18 protein-coding genes and 2 pseudogenes are annotated in these 21,327 nt (G+C 69.2%); 8 read left to right on the top strand and 12 right to left on the bottom strand.

Annotation, left to right across the window (positions count from 1 at the left end; all coding sequences use genetic code 11):
* The first annotated feature begins 22 nt into the window (after positions 1-22).
* A complete protein-coding gene (locus tag ACIRA5_RS52530) occupies positions 23-1,315 on the top strand; it encodes an MFS transporter (RefSeq protein WP_403705518.1) in 1,293 nt (430 codons plus the stop codon).
* A gap of 343 nt (positions 1,316-1,658) precedes the next feature.
* On the opposite strand, the gene ACIRA5_RS52525 is transcribed toward ACIRA5_RS52530, so the two are convergent.
* Positions 1,659-2,276 carry a TetR/AcrR family transcriptional regulator gene (locus ACIRA5_RS52525; RefSeq protein WP_403705516.1) on the bottom strand — a complete coding sequence of 206 codons (618 nt, stop codon included), beginning with the start codon at positions 2,274-2,276 and terminating at the stop codon, positions 1,659-1,661.
* 166 nt (positions 2,277-2,442) lie between these two features.
* Here ACIRA5_RS52525 and ACIRA5_RS52520 point away from each other — a divergent pair, with 166 nt between their 5' ends.
* The 6 genes from ACIRA5_RS52520 (at position 2,443) to ACIRA5_RS52495 (ending at position 9,398) form a co-directional block, all read left to right on the top strand.
* Entirely contained in the window at positions 2,443-3,591 is a 1,149-nt protein-coding gene (locus tag ACIRA5_RS52520) for an FAD-dependent oxidoreductase (protein WP_403705513.1), read from the top strand.
* Between the two features lie 538 nt (positions 3,592-4,129).
* A complete protein-coding gene (locus ACIRA5_RS52515) occupies positions 4,130-5,356 on the top strand; it encodes an acyl-CoA dehydrogenase family protein (protein WP_403705511.1) in 1,227 nt (408 codons plus the stop codon).
* A gap of 5 nt (positions 5,357-5,361) precedes the next feature.
* On the top strand, positions 5,362-6,594 hold the full coding sequence (locus tag ACIRA5_RS52510) for a CaiB/BaiF CoA transferase family protein (protein ID WP_403705508.1): 1,233 nt from the start codon (positions 5,362-5,364) through the stop codon (positions 6,592-6,594).
* Between the two features lie 401 nt (positions 6,595-6,995).
* A complete protein-coding gene (locus ACIRA5_RS52505; protein ID WP_403705505.1) occupies positions 6,996-7,985 on the top strand; it encodes a 3-hydroxyacyl-CoA dehydrogenase NAD-binding domain-containing protein in 990 nt (329 codons plus the stop codon).
* Entirely contained in the window at positions 7,982-8,902 is a 921-nt protein-coding gene (locus ACIRA5_RS52500) for a YncE family protein (RefSeq protein ID WP_403705502.1), read from the top strand. The genes ACIRA5_RS52505 and ACIRA5_RS52500 overlap by 4 nt, the downstream gene beginning before the upstream one ends.
* Positions 8,903-9,029: 127 nt before the next feature.
* Entirely contained in the window at positions 9,030-9,398 is a 369-nt protein-coding gene (locus ACIRA5_RS52495) for a TetR-like C-terminal domain-containing protein (RefSeq protein ID WP_403705500.1), read from the top strand.
* 86 nt (positions 9,399-9,484) lie between these two features.
* Here the strand turns inward: ACIRA5_RS52495 and ACIRA5_RS52490 are convergent.
* From ACIRA5_RS52490 to ACIRA5_RS52450, 9 genes and pseudogenes are all read right to left on the bottom strand, one after another.
* Positions 9,485-9,871 (bottom strand): annotated as a pseudogene (locus ACIRA5_RS52490) (SDR family NAD(P)-dependent oxidoreductase); the annotation flags it as partial.
* Positions 9,872-10,009: 138 nt separating this feature from the next.
* Positions 10,010-10,765, bottom strand: coding sequence for a LuxR C-terminal-related transcriptional regulator (locus ACIRA5_RS52485; protein WP_403705498.1), 756 nt, complete (start codon positions 10,763-10,765; stop codon positions 10,010-10,012).
* A gap of 249 nt (positions 10,766-11,014) precedes the next feature.
* Complete coding sequence (locus tag ACIRA5_RS52480; protein WP_403705495.1) at positions 11,015-11,920, bottom strand: SGNH/GDSL hydrolase family protein; 906 nt, start codon at positions 11,918-11,920, stop codon at positions 11,015-11,017.
* A 209-nt stretch (positions 11,921-12,129) separates the two neighbouring features.
* Positions 12,130-12,786 (bottom strand): response regulator, encoded by a 657-nt coding sequence (locus ACIRA5_RS52475; RefSeq protein WP_403705493.1) that lies wholly within the window; start codon positions 12,784-12,786, stop codon positions 12,130-12,132.
* Complete coding sequence (locus ACIRA5_RS52470; RefSeq protein ID WP_403705490.1) at positions 12,783-14,120, bottom strand: sensor histidine kinase; 1,338 nt, start codon at positions 14,118-14,120, stop codon at positions 12,783-12,785. Before ACIRA5_RS52470 ends, ACIRA5_RS52475 begins: the two co-directional genes overlap by 4 nt.
* Before the next feature lie 540 nt (positions 14,121-14,660).
* Positions 14,661-16,853: pseudogene (locus tag ACIRA5_RS52465) on the bottom strand (MMPL family transporter); the annotation flags it as partial.
* 195 nt (positions 16,854-17,048) lie between these two features.
* A complete protein-coding gene (locus ACIRA5_RS52460; RefSeq protein ID WP_403705487.1) occupies positions 17,049-18,029 on the bottom strand; it encodes an NADPH:quinone reductase in 981 nt (326 codons plus the stop codon).
* Positions 18,030-18,049: 20 nt separating this feature from the next.
* A complete protein-coding gene (locus tag ACIRA5_RS52455; RefSeq protein WP_403705484.1) occupies positions 18,050-18,580 on the bottom strand; it encodes a PadR family transcriptional regulator in 531 nt (176 codons plus the stop codon).
* A 187-nt stretch (positions 18,581-18,767) separates the two neighbouring features.
* Entirely contained in the window at positions 18,768-19,403 is a 636-nt protein-coding gene (locus tag ACIRA5_RS52450; protein WP_403705482.1) for a hypothetical protein, read from the bottom strand.
* A 210-nt stretch (positions 19,404-19,613) separates the two neighbouring features.
* Between ACIRA5_RS52450 and ACIRA5_RS52445 the strand changes: the two genes are divergently transcribed.
* Positions 19,614-20,048, top strand: a complete 435-nt coding sequence (locus ACIRA5_RS52445; protein WP_403705479.1) for a hypothetical protein — start codon at positions 19,614-19,616, stop codon at positions 20,046-20,048.
* A 1-nt stretch (position 20,049) separates the two neighbouring features.
* On the opposite strand, the gene ACIRA5_RS52440 is transcribed toward ACIRA5_RS52445, so the two are convergent.
* On the bottom strand, positions 20,050-20,871 hold the full coding sequence (locus tag ACIRA5_RS52440; RefSeq protein ID WP_403705476.1) for an IS630 family transposase: 822 nt from the start codon (positions 20,869-20,871) through the stop codon (positions 20,050-20,052).
* 33 nt (positions 20,872-20,904) lie between these two features.
* Positions 20,905-21,147, bottom strand: a complete 243-nt coding sequence (locus tag ACIRA5_RS52435; RefSeq protein WP_403705473.1) for a helix-turn-helix domain-containing protein — start codon at positions 21,145-21,147, stop codon at positions 20,905-20,907.
* Between the last annotated feature and the right edge of the window lie 180 nt (positions 21,148-21,327).

The following is a 21,327-nucleotide window of genomic DNA, read 5'->3' as shown; positions in this document are numbered from 1 at the left end:
TGAGTGGCGAGGGGCGTCGGGCATGAGGAGCGGACACCGGCTGGGACATCTGCTCGGACATCGGCTGGGGTGGCGGTTCGGTTGGCTGTGGGGAGCGTACGGGACCAGCGCGCTCGGCACCTGGCTCGCCTTCGGCGCGTTCCCGCTGATCGCCATCCGGGTGCTGCACGCCGGACCGGCCGAGGTCGCCGCCCTCGCCTCCGTGGGGGCTGCGGTAGGCGCGGCCGTGGCGGTGCCGCTCGGCCCGTGGGTGGAGTTCCGCCGCAAGCGGCCGGTCCTGATCGCGATGGACCTGGCGCGGTTCGCGGCGCTGCTGACGATCCCGGCCGCGTTCGCGCTCGGCGTGCTCACCTTCCTTCAGCTTCTGCTCGTCTCGGTCGTCCTCTCGGCGGCCGACATCACCTTCCGCGCTGCCTCCGGCGCGTACCTGAAGACCCTGCTGCCGGCCGAGGACCTGCTCGTCGCCAACGCCCGATTCGAGTCCACGGCCTGGACGACCACGATCATCGGACCGCCGCTGGGCGGCGCGGCGATCGCGCTCCTCGGTCCGGTGGCGACGGTGGTGGCCGACGCGGTCAGCTACCTGCTCTCGGCCCTGGGTATCCGCGCGACGGGCGGACACGAGCCGCGGCCCGAGCGCCGGGACGGCGCGCACCTGCGGGCCCGGGACCTGCTCGCCGGCTGGCGGTACATCCTCGCCGACGCGACGCTGCGCCCGCTGTTCTTCAACACCGCCTTGTTCAACGGCCTGGTGATGGCCGCCCAGCCACTGCTTGCCGTCCTGATGCTCGGCCGACTCGGGTTCACACCGTGGCAGTACGGCCTCGCCTTCGCCGCGCCCTCGATCGGCGGCCTGCTCGGCTCGCGACTGGCCCGACCGCTCGTCACCCGGTTCGGACAGCACCAGGTCCTGGTCGTGACCGGGGCGCTGCGCGCCCTCTGGCCCGTCGGCCTGGCCTTCCTGGGGCCGGGCACCGGCGGGCTGCTGCTCGTGATGGGCGTCGAGCTCGGGCTCATCTTCTGCTGCGGGGTCTTCAATCCGGTCTACGCCACTTACCGCCTCGAGCGCACCGCGACGGACCGGATCACCCGCACGCTGTCCGCCTGGACGGTGACGACCAAGGCCTCGACCGCGCTCCTGACGGCCGTCTGGGGCGTGTTGGGCGGCTTGCTCGGCCCGCGTACGGCCATTGGCCTGGCCGGCGTGCTTCTGCTGGCGACCCCGCTGCTGCTTCCCCGCCGCGCGGCAGCGCCTCTCGCCGAGCCGGAGCCGGAGCTGAAGCCGGAGTCGGAGTCGGCACCGGAGCGCGCCTGACGGTTCGCCACCGCCGTCACCGCGATCGGGCTGCGCCGCCCTTCTTCGGAGCGGCGGTTCACCCTCCACATGCAGCTCGGAGATGACCGCGACGGCCTTCGCCGTGGCCGGGCCCGGTGAGGGTCGCGGCCCGGCGCATCGTCGCGCACATGCCTCATGGCGGGGAGATGCAGACATCGCCGTCACCACGAAGTCGCGTGCAGCTCAGCGAGCAGGACCTCGAGCGGTCGCCGCCACACGCCGACCCCGTTCCACTCCCGCAGCCGACGCCGCTCACGCTGCGGCAGCAGCGGTGCGGCAACAACGGTTCCAGGAGCTTTCAGGGTCGATCCAGCTCGATGTGTCAGCTCTTGCAAGAGCCTGTGATGGCATCCCCGGAATCGTGCTGTGACTGCCACCCGTGGATCAGTAGGTCGAACACCGTCTCCACGGTCGGGCGTGGATCGTGTCGGCCCTTGGCCAAGGTCGGGACTTCCAGGACGAACCGTGCGAGTGCCGAGCATGCGAGATCATCCGTTTCGCGGCCGAGTTCCTCCGCGATGACGGCGCTGAGGGTGCCCGCGTGCCGCATCCACATACGCTCCGCGTACTCGCGGAGCGCGGGCGTCTGGTCCACCAGCGCGGTGAGTTGATGCAGACGTGGATCCGACGCGATCGGCACCCAGGACTTCAGCGCGTGGGCGCGGAGCGCCTCGACCACGTTCTGGTCCTTGGGCCGTTCACGGACGGCGGCGGTCAGCTCTGCCTCGACTTCCTCCTCGCGGTCGAAGACCAGCGCCTCCTTGCTCGGGAAGTGCGCGAAGAGGGTCGTCGTCGATACGTCGGCTCGTTCGGCGATGTCGCGGACGCTCGCTTGTTCGAAGCCGTGTTCCAGGAAGAGGTCCAGGGCAGCGTCGGCAATGGCCTGCCTCGTTGCGGCCTTCTTGCGCTCGCGGCGGCCCACGGTCGGAGAGTCGGGCATGACGTCACTGTACCTCATAACTGGAATGAGGCAGAAACTGGAACGGTTGCACTTACGGACTCGTTTCTGCTTTGGTGGTCTCCGTAGGGGTTGCCGCATCCCGACCGGGTCGCGGCACCGGTCACCGCCGCGCCGCCGGGAACCCCACCGACGAAAGGAATCCACCGTGGACTCTCCGATGCCCGCAAACGCGCGGATCAGCATCATCGGCGCCGGTCCGGGAGGCCTCACGTGCGCACGCATCCTGCAGCAGCACGGCATTCCGGTGACGGTGTACGACCGCGAAACAGACGTGAACTCCCGCAACCAGGGAGGCTCACTCGACCTGCACAAGGAAGACGGCCAACTCGCGCTCCGCGAAGCGGGCCTACTGGAGGAGTTCTTCGCGCTCGCCAGGCTCGAGAGCCAGGAGATGCGCCGCATAGACCCTGCGGGGCGCGTCCTTACCCACCATGTGCCGGACGAGGGCGAAACGGTCAGCCCCGAGATCGACCGAGGACAGCTTCGCCATCTCCTGTTGGGCTCACTCGCTGCCGGGACGGTTCAGTGGGGACGCACGCTCGAATCAGTGAGCGGACCGGCCGACGGGCCGCGAACGCTGACATTCACCGACGGGACGGCCGTCGAAGCGGATCTCGTGATCGGTGCGGACGGCGCCTCCTCCCGCGTCCGCACTGCCCTGTCGCCCGCGACACCGCGCTACACCGGGGTCAGCTTCCTCGAGGCATGGTTCGACGACATGGAGACCGCGCACCCCGAGCTTTCCGAACTGGTCGGGAAGGGCAGCGCCCACGTCGCCGACGGTGAGCGCGGCCTCTTCGCACAGCGCAACAGCGGCAGCCACATGCGCGTCTACATCATGCAGCGCGTCCCTGTGCACTGGATCACGAAGAACGGCCTTCGCCCCGAGGACACCGAGGGCATCCGCGCGCACCTGTTGAGCGAGTACGCGGCCTGGTCACCGCAGACACTCCGGATGATCACCGACAACGACGGCCCCTACGTCGATCGTCCGCTCTTCGCCCTGCCGGTGCCGCACACATGGGAGCGCTCGCCCAGCGTGACACTCCTGGGAGATGCCGCACACCTCATGCCACCACTCGGCGTCGGCGTCAACCTCGCCATGCTCGACGCCAGCGAACTCGCGCTCGCGCTCGTCCACTCCTCCACCATCGACGACGCGGTACACCGCTACGAGAAGTCGATGCTCCCGCGCTCGGCCGAGATGGCGAAGACGCTCGAAGGCGGCGCTGAGCATCTTCTGTCGGTGCCCGACCCCGACGAGACCGCGCGGTTCGATCCGTCCCAGCCCTGACATCGCGGGCGCGTCTCCGTCAACCGGCCGAAGGCTCAATCCTTGGGCCCTGACCTTCTCTCAGGTCTGCCACGGCGACCGGCCGCCGCACCGCCGAGCTTGTCCGTCTCCTCCCTGGCCCGGGCCAGACGCCTGTAGCGACCCTGCGTTGACCCGCCGCGACGGCGGTGGAGGAGACCAGGATCCAGCGCACTCGATGCGCTGGATCCCGTATGCGGCGCCTGGTCAGGGTGTGGACGGCCTCCAGTACCCGGTGACCTCCCGCTCACCCGCGGGCTTGGCCGCGTCCCTCTCGGGCACTTCGCGGTCCTGGTCTCTCTCGGGCACCTCGCAGTGCTGCCTCATCTCTCCCCCACCGGATGGGGACGGGCCACTGGAGTGGTCCGTGGCGACAACGGCACTCGTGCGCGGCGCGGGTCCGGGGGGCCGGCCCGGGATCCGCGTTTAATCGCGCCGGAGAACCGAAACGCCAGGAGCGGAGAGCGCTGACGGGCGTGGATCTCCGGGTGACGCCCCACAGCGCTTGAGGGAGATTGCAATGACTGGCACAACGACCTTGCCGACACCGTCCGGTCCCTGTCTGGACAAGGGGCTGCTGCCCGCCGACTTCTACGCCTACGAGGACCTGCTGTCGGGCGGGGAGCGGGAGAAACTCGAGTCCGTCCGCGAATTCCTCCGCACGCAGGTCGCACCCATCGTCGACGACCACTGGGCCCGGGCCGAGTTCCCCTTCCAGCTGATCAGGGGCTTCGGGGGGCTCGGTCTGATGGACTGGGCCGACCCGGACTCCCCGGAATCCAAGCCGAGCAACCTCCTCGCGGGCTTCCTCGCGCTGGAGTTGGCGCATGTCGACGCGTCCGTGGCCACGTTCGTGGGCGTGCACACGGGTCTGGCCATGGGCACCATCGTGACCTGCGGCTCCGACGAACAGAAACGTCGGTGGCTGCCGGAGATGAGCCGCTTCGAGAAGATCGGCGCCTTCGGGCTGACCGAGCCGCACGGCGGCTCCGACGTGGCCGGGGGGCTGCAGACGACCGCGCGCCGTGACGGCGACGAATGGATCCTCGACGGCGCGAAGCGGTGGATCGGAAACGCGACGTTCGCCGACCTGGTGGTCGTCTGGGCCCGCGATGTCGAGACCCGTCATGTGTTGGGCTTCGTCGTGGAGAAGGACACCCCCGGGTTCACCGCGACGAAGATCGAGAACAAGATGGCGCTGCGGATCGTGCAGAACGCCGACATCGTGCTTGACGGCTGCCGTGTTCCGGAGGCCAACCGGCTGCAGAACGCGAACTCGTTCAAGGACACCGCCAAGATCCTGCGCCAGACGCGCAGCGGTGTCGCGTGGCAGGCGGTGGGAGTGATGTTCGCCGCCTACGAGATCGCCCTGCAGTACGCGAAGGAGCGCGAGCAGTTCGGGCGCCCGATCGGCGGCTTCCAGCTCGTGCAGGACCTGCTCGTGAAGATGCTCGGCAACGCCACGGCCTCGTGCGGGATGATGACGCGCCTGGCCCAGTTGCAGGACGCCGGGGTTTTCCGCGATGAACAGTCCGCCTTGGCGAAGGCCTACTGCACCGTGCGGATACGCGAGAGCGTGGGGTGGGCGCGGGAACTGCTGGCAGGCAACGGCATCCTCCTCGACTACAAGGTCGGCCGCTTCGTCGCCGACGCCGAGGCCATCTACTCGTACGAGGGCACGCGGGAGATCCAGACCCTCATCGTCGGACGCGCCGTCACCGACGGCCTGAGCGCCTTCGTGAGGTGACGACGATGACCACCGAATCCGTCTTCACCGGCCTGAAGGTCCTCGACGCGTCGAGCTTCATCGCGGGACCGGCCGCGGCCACTGTGCTCTCCGACTTCGGAGCGGACGTCATCAAGATCGAGCCACCGGGAAAGGGCGACCCCCAGCGGAGGCTCAGTTCCGTGCCGCCCAGCCCCCAGGCACGGGCCAACTACAGCTGGCACCTCGCCAACCGCAACAAGCGGGGCATGGTCATCGACCTGAAGGCACACGCGGCCACCAAAATTCTCAAATGCCTCGTCGAGTGGGCCGACGTGGTGATCACCAACTTCCCGCACGGCACGCGCGAGAAGCTGCACCTCGGCTACGACGAGGTCGCGGGCTGGAACCCGCGGGTCGTCTACGCCGACATCACGGGCTTCGGGGACGCCGGTCCCGATGCCGGGCTGCCGGGCTTCGACCTGACCGCCTACTGGTCGCGCAGCGGGCTGCTGGCCTCCACCCGGGACGCGGGGGCCCCGCCGACGGTCCCGGTCTGGGGCAGCGGCGACTACATGTCGGCGATCGGGATCTACGCGGCGATCGTGACGGCCCTCTACCGTCGCGAGCGGACGGGACAAGGGGCCAGCGTCGGGACGTCACTGCTCGCCGAGGGGGTCTGGGCCACGGGAACGCTCGTGGCCGGAGCGCTCGCCGACGGCACCCCGTTCGAGCTGCACGACCGGAAGGCGCCGGCGAACCCGCTGATCAACCCCTACCGGACCGCGGACGGCGAGTGGTTCATGCTCGTCACCTCAGCTCCGCACTGGCCGGGACTGACCCGGGCCATCGGGCACCCCGAGCTGCTCGAGGATCCCCGTTTCGCGGACATCGAGGGCTTCGTCAAGAACTCCACCGCGCTGACCGAGCTGCTCGACGCCGAGTTCCGCTCGCGGCCCTTCGCCCACTGGAAGGAAGCCCTGACCCGGGAACGCGTCACTTACAGCCTCATCCAGACACCGGAGGAGGCCGCGCGGGATCCGCAGCTGCGCGCGAACGACATCGTCGTACCGCTGGAAGGGGTCAGCGGGCTGGAGTACACCGTCAACAGCCCGGTCAACCTGCGAGGCGTTGCGAAGGTCGCGGCGAAGCGGGCACCAGACCTGGGCGAGCACAACGACGAGGTCCTCGCCGAGCTGGGATTCAGCCCCGCGGAGATTGCCGAACTGCGCGCCGAGGGAGCGATTCCCGGCCCCGCGGAAGCGGAGGGGGCGCGATGAGCGCGGCGCCCGACGCGTCCGGCGTGGTACTCGACGAGCGCCGCGGCAGTCGTGGGCCGAGGTCATACGTGGTCCCGTGATGGCAGAGGGCGAGCTGGTCAGGCCCCGGCGCCCAGGTCCGCTCCACGTCGCCGCGCGTACGGCTCACGGGTGAGCCCCTGAACGCGTCCGAAGGTAGCCGTCAAGGAGGTCCTGCGCGAAACGCAGGGCCCAAAGGCGAGCGAAGTGTTCAGACACCAGGGCGAGCTCGCGAGCGGGTCGGCCGCCGACCAGGACGTGCGGGAAGGGGCACGGGCGTTCGCTGAGAAATGTGCCCCACCAGGCGCGGCCGCCGATGCCGGCCACCTCAGCCGCTTTTCCCCCGCAGCCCGTGTCCGACTTTCGGGAGCAGTGAACCAGCCATGAACGCACACAAGCCCGTCCACCGCGTAGCGATCGTCGGCACCGGCACGATCGGCGCGAGCTGGGCGACGCACTACCTCGTCCGAGGCTTCGACGTCACGGCGACGGACCCCGCCCCCACCGCGGAGACGGCCCTGCGGTCGTATGTGGAGGCGGCATGGGACACGGCAGCGTCGATCGGCCTCGCGCCCGAAGCGACGCCCGATCGCCTGAGCTTCACCACGGACATGCGTCAAGCCGTCGCGGACGCCGATTTCGTACAGGAGAACGCGCCGGAGCGTCCGGAACTCAAGGTGAAACTGTTCGCCGACATCGACGACGCCACGCCACCGGACGCGATCATCGCGTCGAGTTCCTCGGGCATCACGATGAGCGTCATCCAGGCCGAATGCCGGCGTCCGGAGCGGACCGTCATCGGCCATCCCTTCAATCCGCCGCACGTCGTTCCCCTGGTCGAGGTCGTGGGCGGGACGAAGACCGCTCCGGAGACGATCCGGGCCGTCATGTCGTTCTACGCCGCGATCGGCAAGAAACCGATTCACCTCAAGAAGGAGCTTCCTGGGCACGTCGCCAACCGTATCCAGGCCGCGTTGTACCGAGAGGTCGTGTATCTGGTCCAGGAGGGAGTGCTCGACGTGGCGGACTCCGACGACGCGGTGTCCTGGGGGCCGGGGCTCAGATGGGGCGTCATGGGTCCCCATCTGCTGTGGCATCTCGGCGGAGGAGAGGGCGGCATTCAGCACTTCATGGACACTCTTATGCCGCGGATGGTGGTGTCCTGGCAGGACCTGGGCACCCCCGAGTTCACGCCCGAGCTCAAGGAGAAGATCGTGGGCGGCGTCCTGCAGGAGGCGCACGGCGACTCGGTCGATGAACTGGCCGCCCGGCGCGACGCGATGCTGTCCGCCCTGCTGGCCGTGCGGGCCGAGCACGACCCGCTCGGCAGGGGGAGCGCCGCAGCGGGTCGCCCGGCGAAGGAGGAGTCGTGACGCGGCCCCAGGAAAGACTGTTCGTGCTCGAGGCCAGCAGCGGCGGTCGCCTGTTCTCCGTGAACCCCGACGGCTCCGACAAGAAGGTCATCGTCACCGGATGCCGGATCCCCGACGGGGTCGCCGTCGATGTCACGGCCGGGCACCTCTACTGGACGAACATGGGCCGTCCGCCGGAGAACGACGGCTCGATCGAACGCGTGGACCTGGACGGAGGCAACCGGACGACGATCGTCCCGAGCGGTGGCACGCATACGCCGAAGCAACTCCAGTTGGAGGCCGCCGGCCGGAAGCTGTACTGGGGTGATCGCGAAGGCATGCGCGTGATGCGCTGTGACCTCGACGGCCACAACGTCGAGACCCTCGTACAGACGGGGCAGGGAGAGGACGACCGCCGCGACGAGACCAAGTGGTGCGTGGGAGTCGCCGTCGACCCGGTCGGCGGACACCTCTACTGGACACAGAAGGGCCCGAGCGACGCGGGACTCGGGAAGATCCTGCGAGCCGGAATCGACCCGCCCGCTGGGGAAAGTGCGGCCGAACGCGGCGACATCGAGGTGCTGTTCGACGAGCTGCCCGAGCCGATCGACCTGGAGCTCGACCTCACGCAGCGCATGCTGTACTGGACGGATCGCGGCGACCCGCCGCGGGGCAACAGTGTGAACCGCTCGCCGGTGGACGCGCCGGAAGGGCAGCGGACACCCGAGATCTTGGTGACCCACCTCATGGAAGGGATCGGCCTCGCCCTCGATCCGGACGACGGCCGCATGTACGTGACCGACCTCGCTGGGAACGTCTACGCGGCCGATCTCAACGGATCGAACCGAAGCGAGATCCTCATCCTGCAGGGCAACCTCACCGGCATCGCCCGTGCCGTGCTGCCGACCGGAGCGAAGGGACAGGCCGTGCCTGACTGATCGCGCCCGAATCACGCCCGAATCCCGCCCGGCGTCCTCCGAGCGGGCGGCGCCCCTTGCCAGACACGGCCTAGTCAGGGGGGAACTCGACGCCTGCGGTGCTCAGCCTGGCGCCTCGACGCCGTCAGTGAGTGACACCGGGGACGTCCGAAGCGATCTGCGCGAACAGTTCCTACGTTCGGGCTTCGCCCTCTCCAGCCCGCCGATCGGCCCCATCTACCGCGCAGTTATCGCGGAGGCGCAGGCTGATTCCACGCTGCGGGCGACCCTGCACGAACGATTCCTGGCCACCGTCGAGCGGAGCACCCTCGATCGGATCACGCGCGCCCAGCACACCGGTGAACTGACCGCAGCAGCGAACCTGGAATTCGCCACCGAGGTGCTGTGCGGCGCTCTTTACTACCGCAGCCTGCTGTCGACCCGCCCCATCGACGAGGTCGCGATCGACGGACTGCTGGACATGTTCATAGCTGCCTACGGAGCCACCGACAGGTGATCGACGGTGTGCTGTGGCGTCTGCGGACGGGACCTGGTTGCCTGTTGGGCGAATTCGCCGCGGAGACAACAGCTCGGCGGTCACCATCACCAGGGCGCAGGGCCGTCCTTGTTGAAGAACCCACTGGTCGGCCCGCCTGCGCCGAGCATGGCCAGGCGTACCAAGACTGCGGCGCCCTGCGCGACCGTGAGGCACCCGCTGTGGTTGTTGATCTCCGTGTCGACGTAGCCGGGGTCGGCGGCGTTGAGGAGGAGGCCGTTCTTGCGCAGTTCATTGGCGTACTGCACGGTCGGTGCGTTCAGCGCGGCCTTGGAGAGCGTGTACGCGGCCGACGTCGGCAGAGCCGCCAACGGGCCGTCCGGGTCGCTCGTGATGGTCAACGACCCGGCGGCGCTACTGACGTTGACGAGGCGTGGCGCCGGTGACCGTCGCAGCAGCGGGAGCATGGCGTTGGTCACCGCGATCACCCCGAAGACGTTCGTGCTCCCGTAGTGGGGTGTGGGGGTATGTCACGCAGACCTCGGTCACTGTAACCGCGTTGGAAATGGATCGACATCCTCCTCTTGGCGGATCCCGTGATGCCCGCGGAACGTGGCCTGATCGGTCGCCTCTCACGGGAGGAAGGGGCGGGGTTGCGCAGTGAAGCCCGCGTCCTGCGGTTGGCGTTGCAGCCACGGAGGTCTGACCAGGCCGGTCTCGTAGGCGAACACGACGGCCTGGACACGGGCGCGGGCACCGATCTTGGTCAGGATGTTGCTGATGTGGGTCTTGACGGTGGTCGGGGCGATGGACAGTCCTTCGGCGATCTCCCTGTTGCTCCAGCCCGAGGCGAGGGCCGCGAGGACCTCGCGTTCCCGCTCGGTGAGGAGGGCCAGCCGTCCGTTCCCGCCGGGGGTGCGCTCGGGAGCCTGATGGCGGACCGCGTTGACGAGTTCGCGCGTCAGCCGCGGTGAGATGACCGCGTTTCCGTCAGCCACGATGCGGAGGGAGGCCATCAGTTCGTCGGGGAGCGCGTTCTTGAGGAGGTAGCCTCCGGCGCCGGCGCGCAGGACGGCGTAGGCGCACTCGTCGAGGTCGAGGGGGATCAGGGCCAGAACCCGCGGTGGGCATCTTCTCGTCCGGTCGGTGCCGGTGGTGTCCGGGTGGCTGTCGGGTCGGGCGATGCGGCGCAGGGTCCGGATGGCTTCTTCATGGTGTGACTCCATGTCCATGAGGACGACCTCGGGGTGGATCTCGGCGGCTGCTTGGACTGCCTCGGGACCGTGGGCGGCCTCGCCCACGATCGTGAGGTCGGGCTGGGCTGCCAGCAACAGGCGCAGGGCGACGCGCTGCAGCGCGTGGTCGTTGACGATGAATACGGTGGTCATGCGGGCGTTCTCCAAGCGGGCAGGAGAGGCATTGCCTCGCCGACAGCGCGCGTCGAGGTGGGCCGGGCGACGACCCGGCCGCGGATCCCGGTGGGGGCCGGGGCGTGGCCGGGTCCTTCACTCGCGCCTGCCTGCCCGTCCCCACGGTGGCGGCGCGGACCGGGCGCGCGCTCCGCTTGACGGGCGCCCGGGGTTACAGGAGATGACGGCCTGCCGGTGTCTCCTTCGGTGCACGCGGTCGTGGCGTCCTCAGCCCTTGAGGACGCTCACGACGGCGGTGGCCATGCCCCGTTCGCCTCGTTCGTTGGGGTGGACGACGGCTGCCGGACTGCTGGGCCTGAGCGGCTCGATCCAACGGGTGCTCGCCGGGGAACAGGCGTCACGGCCGATGGACGGGGCGAACGTGTCGACGTAGGTTGCTCCGGCGGCGCTCGCCCGTTCGCGGAGCATGGTGTTGAGCTGCTGCTCCTTTTGGTGGAGGAACGTCATGTCGCCGGGCGCCAGCGGTATCTCGTCGGAGCAGTCGGCGTCCTTGCGGGCCGGCAGGATCGCCGGGTAGCCGACGACGTAGACCCGGGCTTCGGGCGCCCGGCGCTTGATCTCGTTCAGTGCTCGGGTGAGGCGGGCCCCCGTGGTGCTGATCTTCCGCGCCACCTTGTCGGTCCCGCCGGAGGAGTACCTCTGCGCGCAGGGTGCCTTGTCGGAGATGTCCGCGACGTTGTCGGCCATCTTGAAGAGCACACCGGTGGTGACGCACTTGGTGATCATCGAGCTGAAGCCGATGTCGTTGCCGCCTATCCCGAGAGTGACCAGCTTCGTCGTGGCGGACAGTGCGGAGAGTTGGGCCGGGTTGGTGCCGTTGTCGGTGGACTGGGGGCTGGCGAGGTCGGTGAGGGTGGCGCCACTGCAGCTGACGTCGCGGAAGTCGGCCGTCTTGAGGCCCAGTTCCTTGGCGACGAGGGCCGGGTAGTTGCGGCCGGAGCGGTCGCAGCCGGCCGGATCGCCGGTCTGTGGAGGGATCTTGGGGCCCGAGGTGTAGGAGTCGCCGAGGGCGACGTAGGGCCCCTTGGGCGGCTCCTCGTGGTCGCTGCTGTCGGATTCATGTCCGATGCTGACGGCGGTGACCAGTACCCCGCATGCCAGGGCCACACCCATGCCGGTTCGTGTCAACGGTCCCATTGCTGTGTCCTGTTCTTCGTCGCGGATGCTCAACTGCGGTGCGGGCGTCCACGCGAGGGGGTGCGGTGGTGCCCTGAGCGGTGCCGAGGCGAGTCGGCTCGGGGACGTGTCGGTGAACACGGATGACGGCTCGGGGAGATGGTGTGGCCGTCAGACGGCTCGGGCCAGTGGTCCGGCGGCGCGGGTCATGCCGGTCTGACGAGTCCGGTGTCGTAGGCGAAGATCACCGCCTGGACGCGGTCGCGGGCATCGATCTTGGTGAGGATGCGGCCGATGTGGGACTTGACGGTGGATTCGGCGAGGTGGAGGTGTTCGGCGATCTCGGCGTTGGTCCAGCCGGAGGCCATGGCGGTGAGGACCTCGCGCTCGCGCCCGGTGAGATCGGCGAGTCGGCGTTGCTGCTGCGGGGAGTGGCCGGGCAGACGGTCGCCGAAGGTGTCGATGAGTTTGCGGGTGAGGCCCGGGGAGATGACGGCGTCTCCGGCCGCCACCGCGCGGACACCGGTGACGAGTTCGTCTGGCTGGGCGTCCTTGAGCAGGAAGCCGCTGGCTCCGGCGCGCAGGGCTTCATAGGCGTACTCGTCGAGGTCGAAGGTGGTCAGGACGAGGATGCGGGAGCGGCCGCCGGACTCCACGATGCGGCGGGTGGCCTCGATGCCGTCCATGCCGGGCATGCGTACGTCCATCAGGACGACGTCGGGCCGTAGCTCGGCGGTCGCGCGGACCGCCTCGCTGCCGTTGGTGGCCTCGCCGACGACGGTGATGTCGGACTGGGCCTCGAAGAGCATGCTGAAGCCCATGCGTTGCAGGGCCTGGTCGTCGACGATGAGGACGGTGGTCATGACGGGCGCTTCTCCGGGGAGTTGGAGTGGGCGGGCGGGGTGGGGACGAGGAGGGCGTGGACGGTCCAGCCGCCGTGGTCGTTGGGGCCTGTGGTGACGTTGCCCTGGTAGAGGGCGGCGCGTTCGCGCATGCCGACCAGGCCACGGCCGCTGCCGGTACGCGCGCGGCCGGTTCGCGGGGTACGGGGCGGGCCGGTGTCCTCGACGGTGATGTTGACCGCGTCCGGGGCCGCGGTGAGGGACACGCGGATCGAGGTGTCGGCGGCGGCGTATTTGACGGCGTTGGTCAGAGCCTCCTGGATGATGCGGTAGACGGAGAGCTGGAGACCCGGGGGCAGGCCGCTGAGGTTGCCGCGGGTGTCCAGGGTGGCGGTGGGACCGGCGGCACGTACGCGGTCCACCAGGGTGTCGAGGTCGGCCAGGCCGGGCTGGGGGGCGAGCCGTGTGTCGTTCGGCCGGTCCTTGTCGCCGCCTTCGCCGTCGTCGCCGTCGCCGCCGATGACGGCGAGCAGGCGGCGCAGTTCGGCCAGGGCGTCACGGCCGCTGTCGCTGATGATGCGGAGTGTCTGGGCGCTTCGTTCGGGCTTGGTGGTGGCCAGAGCGGCGGCGCCGTCGGCGAGGCCGACGATGACGGCCAGGGTGTGGCCGAGGATGTCGTGCATCTCGCGGGAGACGCGAGCTCGTTCCTGCGCGGTGGCGAGGCGGGCCTGCTGGTCGCGTTCCTTCCTCAGGGCGTCGATGTAGGCGCTGGCGATCCGGGTGAGCAGCCCCAGCGCGGCGAACGCCGCCATGGCGGTCATCGCCATCAGGGTCACGACCTCCGGCCGGGTGGCGTGCTCCAGCTGGCCGCCCGTCCAGAACACGGTTGCCCATCCCCCGAGCTGCACGATGGTGACACCGATGGCGAGGGCCAGTTGGCGCGGGGTGCAGAGACGGCCGACGTTGAAGAGAGCCACGACGCGTGCGGACTCGGCGCCGGTCAGCACCCCTAGGGGGAGGGCCGCCAGGGAGGCGAGGGTGGTGAGGGCGAAGACCAGCATGGGCCGGCGCTCCCGCCACAGGAGCGGGACGGTGAAGGCGACGATGAGTGCCAGCTGCGCCGGGACGTCGCCGGTGTTGTAGGGGTTGAGGTAGGAGTTGACGCCGAGCGCGGCGCAGAAGGCCGGAACTCCCCAGTGCCGGACCTTGGGGTGGGCCCGGTCGGCGCGCCGCAACGCGGCCAGCCGGGTGATGACCGAGACGATCACGCGCTGTTCGGAATCGCTGGTCAGGGTGTCCAGGAGCCGGCGCTCGTCCGGGTCGGGGGCCTGAGCGGGTGCGCTCGGTGCGGTCACGGCGGTCCTTCGCGGGTCGGGGGCCGCCCGCCGGTCCCGGGGGGAGTGGACCGGCGGGCGGGGCTGGGGAGTCGGCCGGTGGGAGTCGGCCGGTCCGTCGGCGATCGGGTCGCTTGCCGCAGTTGTCGCTGCGGCTCGTTCCCGTCAGCTCTTGCGGAACAGCTTCTTCCGTGGCTTGCTCACCGCCGTTGTCGTCGACTCGGTCGTGTCGGCGGGCGCGGCGGAGTCGCCGTTGCGTGCCAGACGCTGCTTGAGCTTGGACAGCCCTTGTATTTTGTCCTGGGTCCGTGTGTGAGGGGTCGGCGTCTCCGTATCGGCCGGGGCCTCGGAATCGCGGTCGCGTACGCGGCGCTGCTTGAGCCCGGAGAGCCCCGGAGTCCTGCCGCGGTGGCGCCGGGGAAGCGCCGACGTGATGGCAGCTGTGTCCATGGGCGTGTCCGTGCCGTCGGAGCCGGAGCCGTTGGTGAGGACGCGTGGGGCACTGTGGTGGTCCGAGCCCGCGTGGGCCCCGGCGGTCACGCCCGCGAGCACCGGTGCGACGGGTTCAGGTGCGGTGCTCATCCTGTCGGTGTCCAGCGACTGGCGCAGCTTCTCGCCCTCGACGTCCACGTTGGGCATGATCCGGTCGAGCCACTTGGGCAGGGCCCAGGCACGGTGGCCGAGCAGGGCCATGACGGCCGGGACGATGGTCATGCGGACCACGAAGGCGTCGAAGAACACCGCTGCGCCGAGGCCGAGGCCGACCGACTTGATCAGCGCCGCGTCGTCGAGGAGGAATCCGGAGAACACGGAGATCATAATGACCGCGGCGGCGGTGACCACCCGGCCACTGTATTGGAAGCCCCTGACGATGGCCTGGGTGGGTTCGGCTCCGTGGACGTACTCCTCCCGCATCCGGGTGACGAGGAAGACCTCGTAGTCCATGGCAAGGCCGAAGACGACACCGATCAGCAGGATGGGCAGGACGCTGACGATGGGCGCGGTCTGGTCGACGCCGAAGACGTTCGCGAGCCAGCCCCACTGGAAGACGGCGACCAGGACGCCGAGGGTGGAGGCGATGGTCAGCAGGAAGCCGAGCGTCGCCTTCAGCGGGATCAGGATGGAGCGGAAGACCAGCAGCAGCAGGATCAGGGCCAGGCCGACGACGATGGCGAGGTAGGGGATGAGGGCCTGGGCGAGCTTGGTGGAGACATCGATGTTGACGGCGGTGGTGCCGGTGACCATCAGGGCGGCGTTCGTGTCGCTGTGCAGGGCGGCGCTCTGGTCGCGGATGTTGCCGACCAGGTCCTTGGTGGCCTGGCTGGTCGGTGAGCTCTTGGGCACGACACCGATGATGGCGACGTCGCCGGCCTGGTTGAACGCCGCGCCGCGCACCGAGGCGACGTCGTCCAGCTTGCCGATCAGCGCGGTGGCGTTGGCGGCGGCGGCCTTGGGGTCATCGCTCTGGCGGGCGTCCACCACGACGGTCAGCGGGCCGTTGAAGCCGGGCCCGAAGCCCTTGGTGAGGGTGTCGTAGGCGAGGCGCTGGGTGCTGTGCGGGGGCTTCATGGAGTCGTCGGGCAGCGTCAGGCGCAGCGACATGGCGGGGATGGCCAGCAGCCCCAGGCCGATCACCGAGGTGACCAGAACCTTGACCGGGTTGCGGGTGACGAACGTCGCCCAGCGCACGCCCATCGAGTCGCCCTCGCCGCGCTCCAGCGCCTTCATACGGCGGGTCTGCAGCTTGCCCTTCATGACCCGCATACCGGCGAAGCCGAGCAGGGCGGGCAGCAGGGTCAGTGCGATCACCACGGCGACGGCGACCGCGAAGGCGGAGGCCAGGCCCATGGAGGTGAGCATCTGGATGCCGATGACGCTCAGGCCCGCCAGTGCGATGACCACGGTCAGGCCCGCGAAGACGACCGCCGAGCCGGCGGTGCCCAGGGCCCGTCCGGCGGCCTCTTCCGGGTCGTGGCCGTCGCGGATCTCGTTGCGGTAGCGGGAGACGATGAACAGGGCGTAGTCGATGGCGACAGCCAGGCCCAGCATCAGCGCCAGGGTGGAGGACTGCGCGGAGATGTCGAAGAACTGGGTGGCGACGGTGATCGACAGGATCGCCGCACCCACGCCGAGGATCGCGGTCAGCAGAGGGAGTCCGCCGGCGATCAGCGAGCCGAAGGTGATCATCAGGACGACGGCGGCGACGGCGAGACCGATCAGCTCGGCCGCCTTGCTGGCCGCCTTCTCCTTGACGGCGTCACCGCCCAGGTTCACTGTGAGGCCGGTCTTCTTGCCCTCGGCGACGACCTCGTCCTGGACGGCATGGGCGGCGTCACTGACGTCGGCCTGGGCGACCTTGTATGTCACCCCGGCGTAGCCGATGCTGCCGGACTTGCTGATCTGACCGCTGGTGAAGGGGTCGGAGACACTCGACACCTGCGGTGACTTCTTGAGCTTCGCGACCATGGACTCGACCACGGTCTTGTTGGCGGCGGAGGTCAGCTTCTGCCCGCCCGGGGCTTCGATCACCACCCGAGCGTCGGCGCCGTCGGCGGCGGCCTGGGGGAATTCCTTCCCCAGCAGGTCGATGGCTTTCTGGGACTGGGTGCCGGGCAGCGTGAAACTGTCCGAGGTGGAGCCGGTGGAACTCATGGCGCCGATGCCGACGGCGGCCAGGATGGCGATCCAGAACATCAGGACGATGCGTCGTCGCCGGAAGGCGAGCCGTCCCAGTCGATAGAGGAAGGTGGCCACGGGTTACTCCCACCAGGAGAAGAGATCGGTACGTGAGCAAGGGCAAGATCGACCCTCGATCTCAAGCTAGGGGCGGGTTTCCGCCGCTCCTGCCTCCTGCGGGACCGAATCCGAGTACCGCGGTTAGTACCGCGGTACTAACGCCTCTCATCCTCGAAGCACGCTCGAAGCGCGACGGATCGGCGACGCGGCCGCTCAGCCGGGGATGGTCACCAGCACCCGTCCGCGCCCGCCCGCATCGACCCGCTCGTGGGCCTTGGCGATGTCCTCGAGCCCGTAGCGGTCACCGATGTCCACGGTGAGGGCGCCGACGACGGCAGCGGCGGTCAGATCCCGGGCGGCCTGCTGTTTGGCCTTGACGGGGAAGTCGTCGCTGCCGAGCAGACGGAGGGTGACGTTGTTGAACAGCAGGGGCCAGAAGGGGAGTTCGGTGCGGTCGTCGTGGGTTCCGTAGGCGGCGATGACGGCGTCGAGTGCGGCGACGGTGTTGTCGAGGTCGGCGTTGGCCGACAGGGACACCTCGATGATGTGGTGCACGCCGTCGGGTGCGTACGCGCGGATCGCCGACGCCGGGTCGTCGGCGTCCAGCGCGACGGCGTGGGAGACGACGGCCGGGTCGATGCGGTCCAGATCGCCGCCGCGGCGCACGGTGCCGATGACGGTGGCGCCGCCCCAGTGTGCGAGCTGGGCTGCCAGTGAGCCGACGCCGCCGAGCACCCCGTGCACCAGCACGAGCCTGCCGTCGACCGGCCCGTCGGCGAACACGGCGCGGTGCGCGGTGATGCCGGGGATGCCGAGACTCGCGCCGAGTTCGTCGCCGAGGTGGTCGGGCAGGGCGACGGCCTGGCCGTCGGGTACGACGGTGTACTGGGCGGCGGTGCCGAAGGCCCGGTAGGACTGGGCGCCGTACACCCACACCCGCTGCCCGATCCGGTAGGCGCCGACCCCGTCCCCGACGGCGTCGACGACCCCGGCGGCGTCGCTGTGCGGGATCACGCGGGGGTACGGCATCGACGAGCCGAGCCAGCCGTGCCGCTTCTTGGTGTCGCCGGGATTGACGCCGGAGACGGTCACGCGGACGCGGACCTCGCCGGGGCCGGGCCGGGGGTCGGGCAGTTCACCGACGTGCAGGACGTCGGCGGCGGGGCCCTGTTCGTCGTACCAGGATGCGAGCATGAAGGTGCCTCCGGTGTCTTTCAGAGGTTGTCGGACGGGTTTTCGCCGAGGACTTCGCGGAGCCAGGCGCGTTCGGCGCGGCTGGTGGCGCGGGCGGTGAGGAGCAGGCCGCGCCGGTAGGGGTCGGCAACCTCCTCGGCGCGCAGGGGTCGGTCGTCGTCGTAGAAGAAGCTCGCCGGTGTCTCCAGGAACGCGAGACGTCGGCGCAGCACCGCGTGCTGTTCGGCGATGTCGGGGAGAAGGGAGAGGAACGACAGGACCGTGGCGAACCGCGTCTGGTCGGTGATCTCGTGGTCGGCGGGCTTGCGCAGACGCTCCAGCATCTCGGCGCGTCCGGCCTCGGTGAGGCTGAGTACGTAGCGGGCGGAGCCCGCGCCCGGGTCGGCCCGCCGTGCCAGGAGGCCGGCCTTGGAGAGACGGTTGATGGCCGGGTAGAGGCTGCCGTCACTGACCGGGCGGATGTAGCCGGTCAGCTGGGAGACGCGGCGGCGCAGTTCGTGGCCCGGCAGGGGACCTTCGGCGAGGAAACCGAGTATCGAGAGTTCCAGCATGTCCCCCATCATCCCCCATCCGCATCGATTCGATGTTGACATCGGATCGATGTTACGGTCGACAGGTGACCTTGACCAGTGGCATATCGGCCCCGGGAACGGACTGCCGCGTGCTTCGATGGCGGTGGCGGCGTTCTTCACGGTCGTCGAGTGGTACGTGCGTCTGGTTCGCGGCCCTCGCCGTCGGCTACCGCGTATGCGGGCGTGCGTCCGCTGCGATGTCGTCGAGCGCCGGGTAGTCGGTGTAGCCGCGGTGATCACCGCCGTACAGGCCGGTGTCCACAAGGGAGTTGAGGCCGGCCCCGGTGCGCAGGCGGGTGACGGGGTCCGGGTTGGCGATGAAGCCCCGGCCGAAGGCGACCAGATCGGCGCCGCGCCGCAGCCATGCCCCGGCCGCGCGCTCCTTGGTGGTGTCGGCGGGGTCGGCCGCACGCGGCGTCACCAGGAGCGCGGTCGGCCGCAACTCGCGTATCCGCTCATCGAGTTCACGGTCGCCGCTCTCGGTGAGATGCAGGTAACCGATGGGATGGGGTGCCAAGTTCCGCAGCGGCGCGGGGTAGGTGCGGTGTGCAAGCGGTTCCTGTACGTCGCCGTAGGTGTCGCGGGGCGAGATGCGCAGGCCGACGCGGTTCGCCCCGATCGCCTCGGCGGCGGCGCGCACCACCAGGGAGGTGAGACGGGCATGCCCCTCCGGGGTTGCACCCCACGGGTCGGTGCGCGTGTTGGCGTTGTCGGCGAGGAACTGATGGAGCAGGAAGCCGCCCGCCGCGTGGATCTCGACGCCGTCCAGGCCCGCGGCCACCGCGCGCCGGGCCGCCTGCACGAACTAGTGGCTCGGCTCGGATTGTTGGCCGGGATAACTGATCAGCCGCGACGCATGGTCGTGGCGGTGAGGCTTCACCGACCCTGAGCAGCCGTCAGGGAGATCCCTGAATTCCTCTGAGGTCAGCGCCGTCTCATGGGATGAGGACAGCCAGAGTCGAGGAGAGGGACACTCGGGCGATCGGACTCGGGATCGAAGGGCCGGCCTCGGATGTTCAGTGAGAAATCCTCGCGTCAGTTGTGCCGTGCGTTCGTAGCGCTCGCCGCGGTTCTCGTCATCTGGATCTTCGAGATGGGAACTGCCTCACGAGGCCATGCCGAGGTACGGAACTGGTCCAGTTCCTGGATCGGACTCGACGTGCTGGAAGTGCTAGGGCTGCTCGCGACAGCCGTCCTGCTGCGCACCCGACCGGTCTTCGTGGCTCCGGTCGCTTCGGCCGCTGCCACACTGTTCGCCGTCGACGCCTGGTTTGACGTGATGACCGCTCTTGCTGGAACTGACTGGTATACCGCTTTGATCTTTGCGGTCATCGCGGAGATTCCGTTGGCTGTGGCCCTCGGCGCAATCGCGGTCATTGCGCCGAGCCGCGTCTCTCCGATTTACCCGCGCGAGGCGCGGGCGACGCGACGATGGCAGCAGCGATGAATCAGGCAGCTTTGGCTGGGTAATTGCTCCACTTACGGATCGGTGATTCGGGGGCGAAGGCCGTCTTTGGTTCGGCGCGGGTGTTGCGCCAGCGGATGTAGGCGGCGATGGCCCTGTTCTGCTCTGCGTGGGTGCGGTGGTCGGTGCCGTTGAGTGCGAAGTAGAGCAGGGCCGCGAACTCGGCCTCGATCCAGTTCAGCCAGGGTCCGTAGGTCGGCAGGAAGACCAGTTCGATGTCGTTGTCTGCGGCCCAGGTGCGGACGTCGGCGTGCTTGTGCGGGGAGAAGTTGTCCAGCACGACATACAGCTTTTCGCCTGGCCAGCGGGCCCGCAGGCTCCTGAGCAGGCCGAGAAACTCGTGCCACCGCTTGCGCTTGCGGATGCGGTAGTAGATCTTCCCGGTGGCCAGGTCGAGGGCTGCGAGCATGTGCATCACACCGCCGTACCGGTTGTAGGTGGCTCGCAGTCGGCGTGGACGGCGTACCGGGCCCCATGCCTTGCCCTTACGGGGCATCAGGTTCAGCGGGCCGAACTCATCGACGCATATCACCCGTCCATCCGTCGGCGGGGTGTCGTATAGCGCCAGGACTCGGTGCATCTTAGCGATGAACTCGGGGTCGGTGGACGCCTTCCACGTGGTGGTGGTCTTCCAGGAAACCTTGCCGGCCCGCAGGATCCGGCGCAGGGTCTCCCGGCTGATGGCCTCGGTCACCTTCTGCTTGACCAGGTGCTCGGCGAGCTTGCTCAGGCTCCAGGTGGAGAATGATGTGATCTTCCAGTCCGCGGGGGACGTCCGGGCGATCAGGCAGATGTGCTCGCGCACGTCGTCACTGATCGTCTTGGGGCGTCCCCCGCTTCATTTTGGGTCCAGCGCGTCGAACCCCCGCTCGTTGAAGGCGTGGACGACGTCGCGGACGTAATCCCCGCCGACCTGCATCAGCCTAGTGATGTCGTTGACCGTCTGGCCCTGGGCGGACATCGGCACCACGATCGCCCGGCGGAGTTTCACCGGGTCCTTCGCGGTCCGGCTGATCCGCTGCAGCTTCCGGCCCTCCTCAATGGTCACCTGCCGGACGAACACACTCGGTCGACGTCCCACGACCACCTCCAAGAACAGATCTTGGAGACAGTCTGCTGGCCGATGAGCAGCGGGTCGATTACCCGGCCAAGGCCGCGTGACAAGCCACTAGTAGGACTCCGTTAGGTTGCTCTGGCTCTGAGGTTCTGGCTGGTGGGGGATGTTCTGGGCAGGGGGCGGTGGCAGGTGGTGCAGGTGCCG

This window comes from Streptomyces sp. NPDC096311, from assembly GCF_044763085.1.
GTDB lineage: Bacteria > Actinomycetota > Actinomycetes > Streptomycetales > Streptomycetaceae > Streptomyces.
This window is presented reverse-complemented; position numbering and strand designations above follow the sequence as displayed.

What these genes read in the sequence shown, in the direction of transcription:
- ACIRA5_RS52530 (WP_403705518.1), top strand. Translation starts at nt 23, where the DNA reads ATGAGGAGCGGACACCGGCTGGGACATCTGCTCGGACATCGGCTGGGG.
- ACIRA5_RS52525 (WP_403705516.1), bottom strand. Translation starts at nt 2,276, where the DNA reads ATGCCCGACTCTCCGACCGTGGGCCGCCGCGAGCGCAAGAAGGCCGCA.
- ACIRA5_RS52515 (WP_403705511.1), top strand. Translation starts at nt 4,130, where the DNA reads ATGACTGGCACAACGACCTTGCCGACACCGTCCGGTCCCTGTCTGGAC.
- ACIRA5_RS52510 (WP_403705508.1), top strand. Translation starts at nt 5,362, where the DNA reads ATGACCACCGAATCCGTCTTCACCGGCCTGAAGGTCCTCGACGCGTCG.
- ACIRA5_RS52505 (WP_403705505.1), top strand. Translation starts at nt 6,996, where the DNA reads ATGAACGCACACAAGCCCGTCCACCGCGTAGCGATCGTCGGCACCGGC.
- ACIRA5_RS52485 (WP_403705498.1), bottom strand. Translation starts at nt 10,765, where the DNA reads ATGACCACCGTATTCATCGTCAACGACCACGCGCTGCAGCGCGTCGCC.
- ACIRA5_RS52480 (WP_403705495.1), bottom strand. Translation starts at nt 11,920, where the DNA reads ATGGGTGTGGCCCTGGCATGCGGGGTACTGGTCACCGCCGTCAGCATC.
- ACIRA5_RS52475 (WP_403705493.1), bottom strand. Translation starts at nt 12,786, where the DNA reads ATGACCACCGTCCTCATCGTCGACGACCAGGCCCTGCAACGCATGGGC.
- ACIRA5_RS52460 (WP_403705487.1), bottom strand. Translation starts at nt 18,029, where the DNA reads ATGCTCGCATCCTGGTACGACGAACAGGGCCCCGCCGCCGACGTCCTG.
- ACIRA5_RS52455 (WP_403705484.1), bottom strand. Translation starts at nt 18,580, where the DNA reads ATGCTGGAACTCTCGATACTCGGTTTCCTCGCCGAAGGTCCCCTGCCG.
- ACIRA5_RS52445 (WP_403705479.1), top strand. Translation starts at nt 19,614, where the DNA reads ATGTTCAGTGAGAAATCCTCGCGTCAGTTGTGCCGTGCGTTCGTAGCG.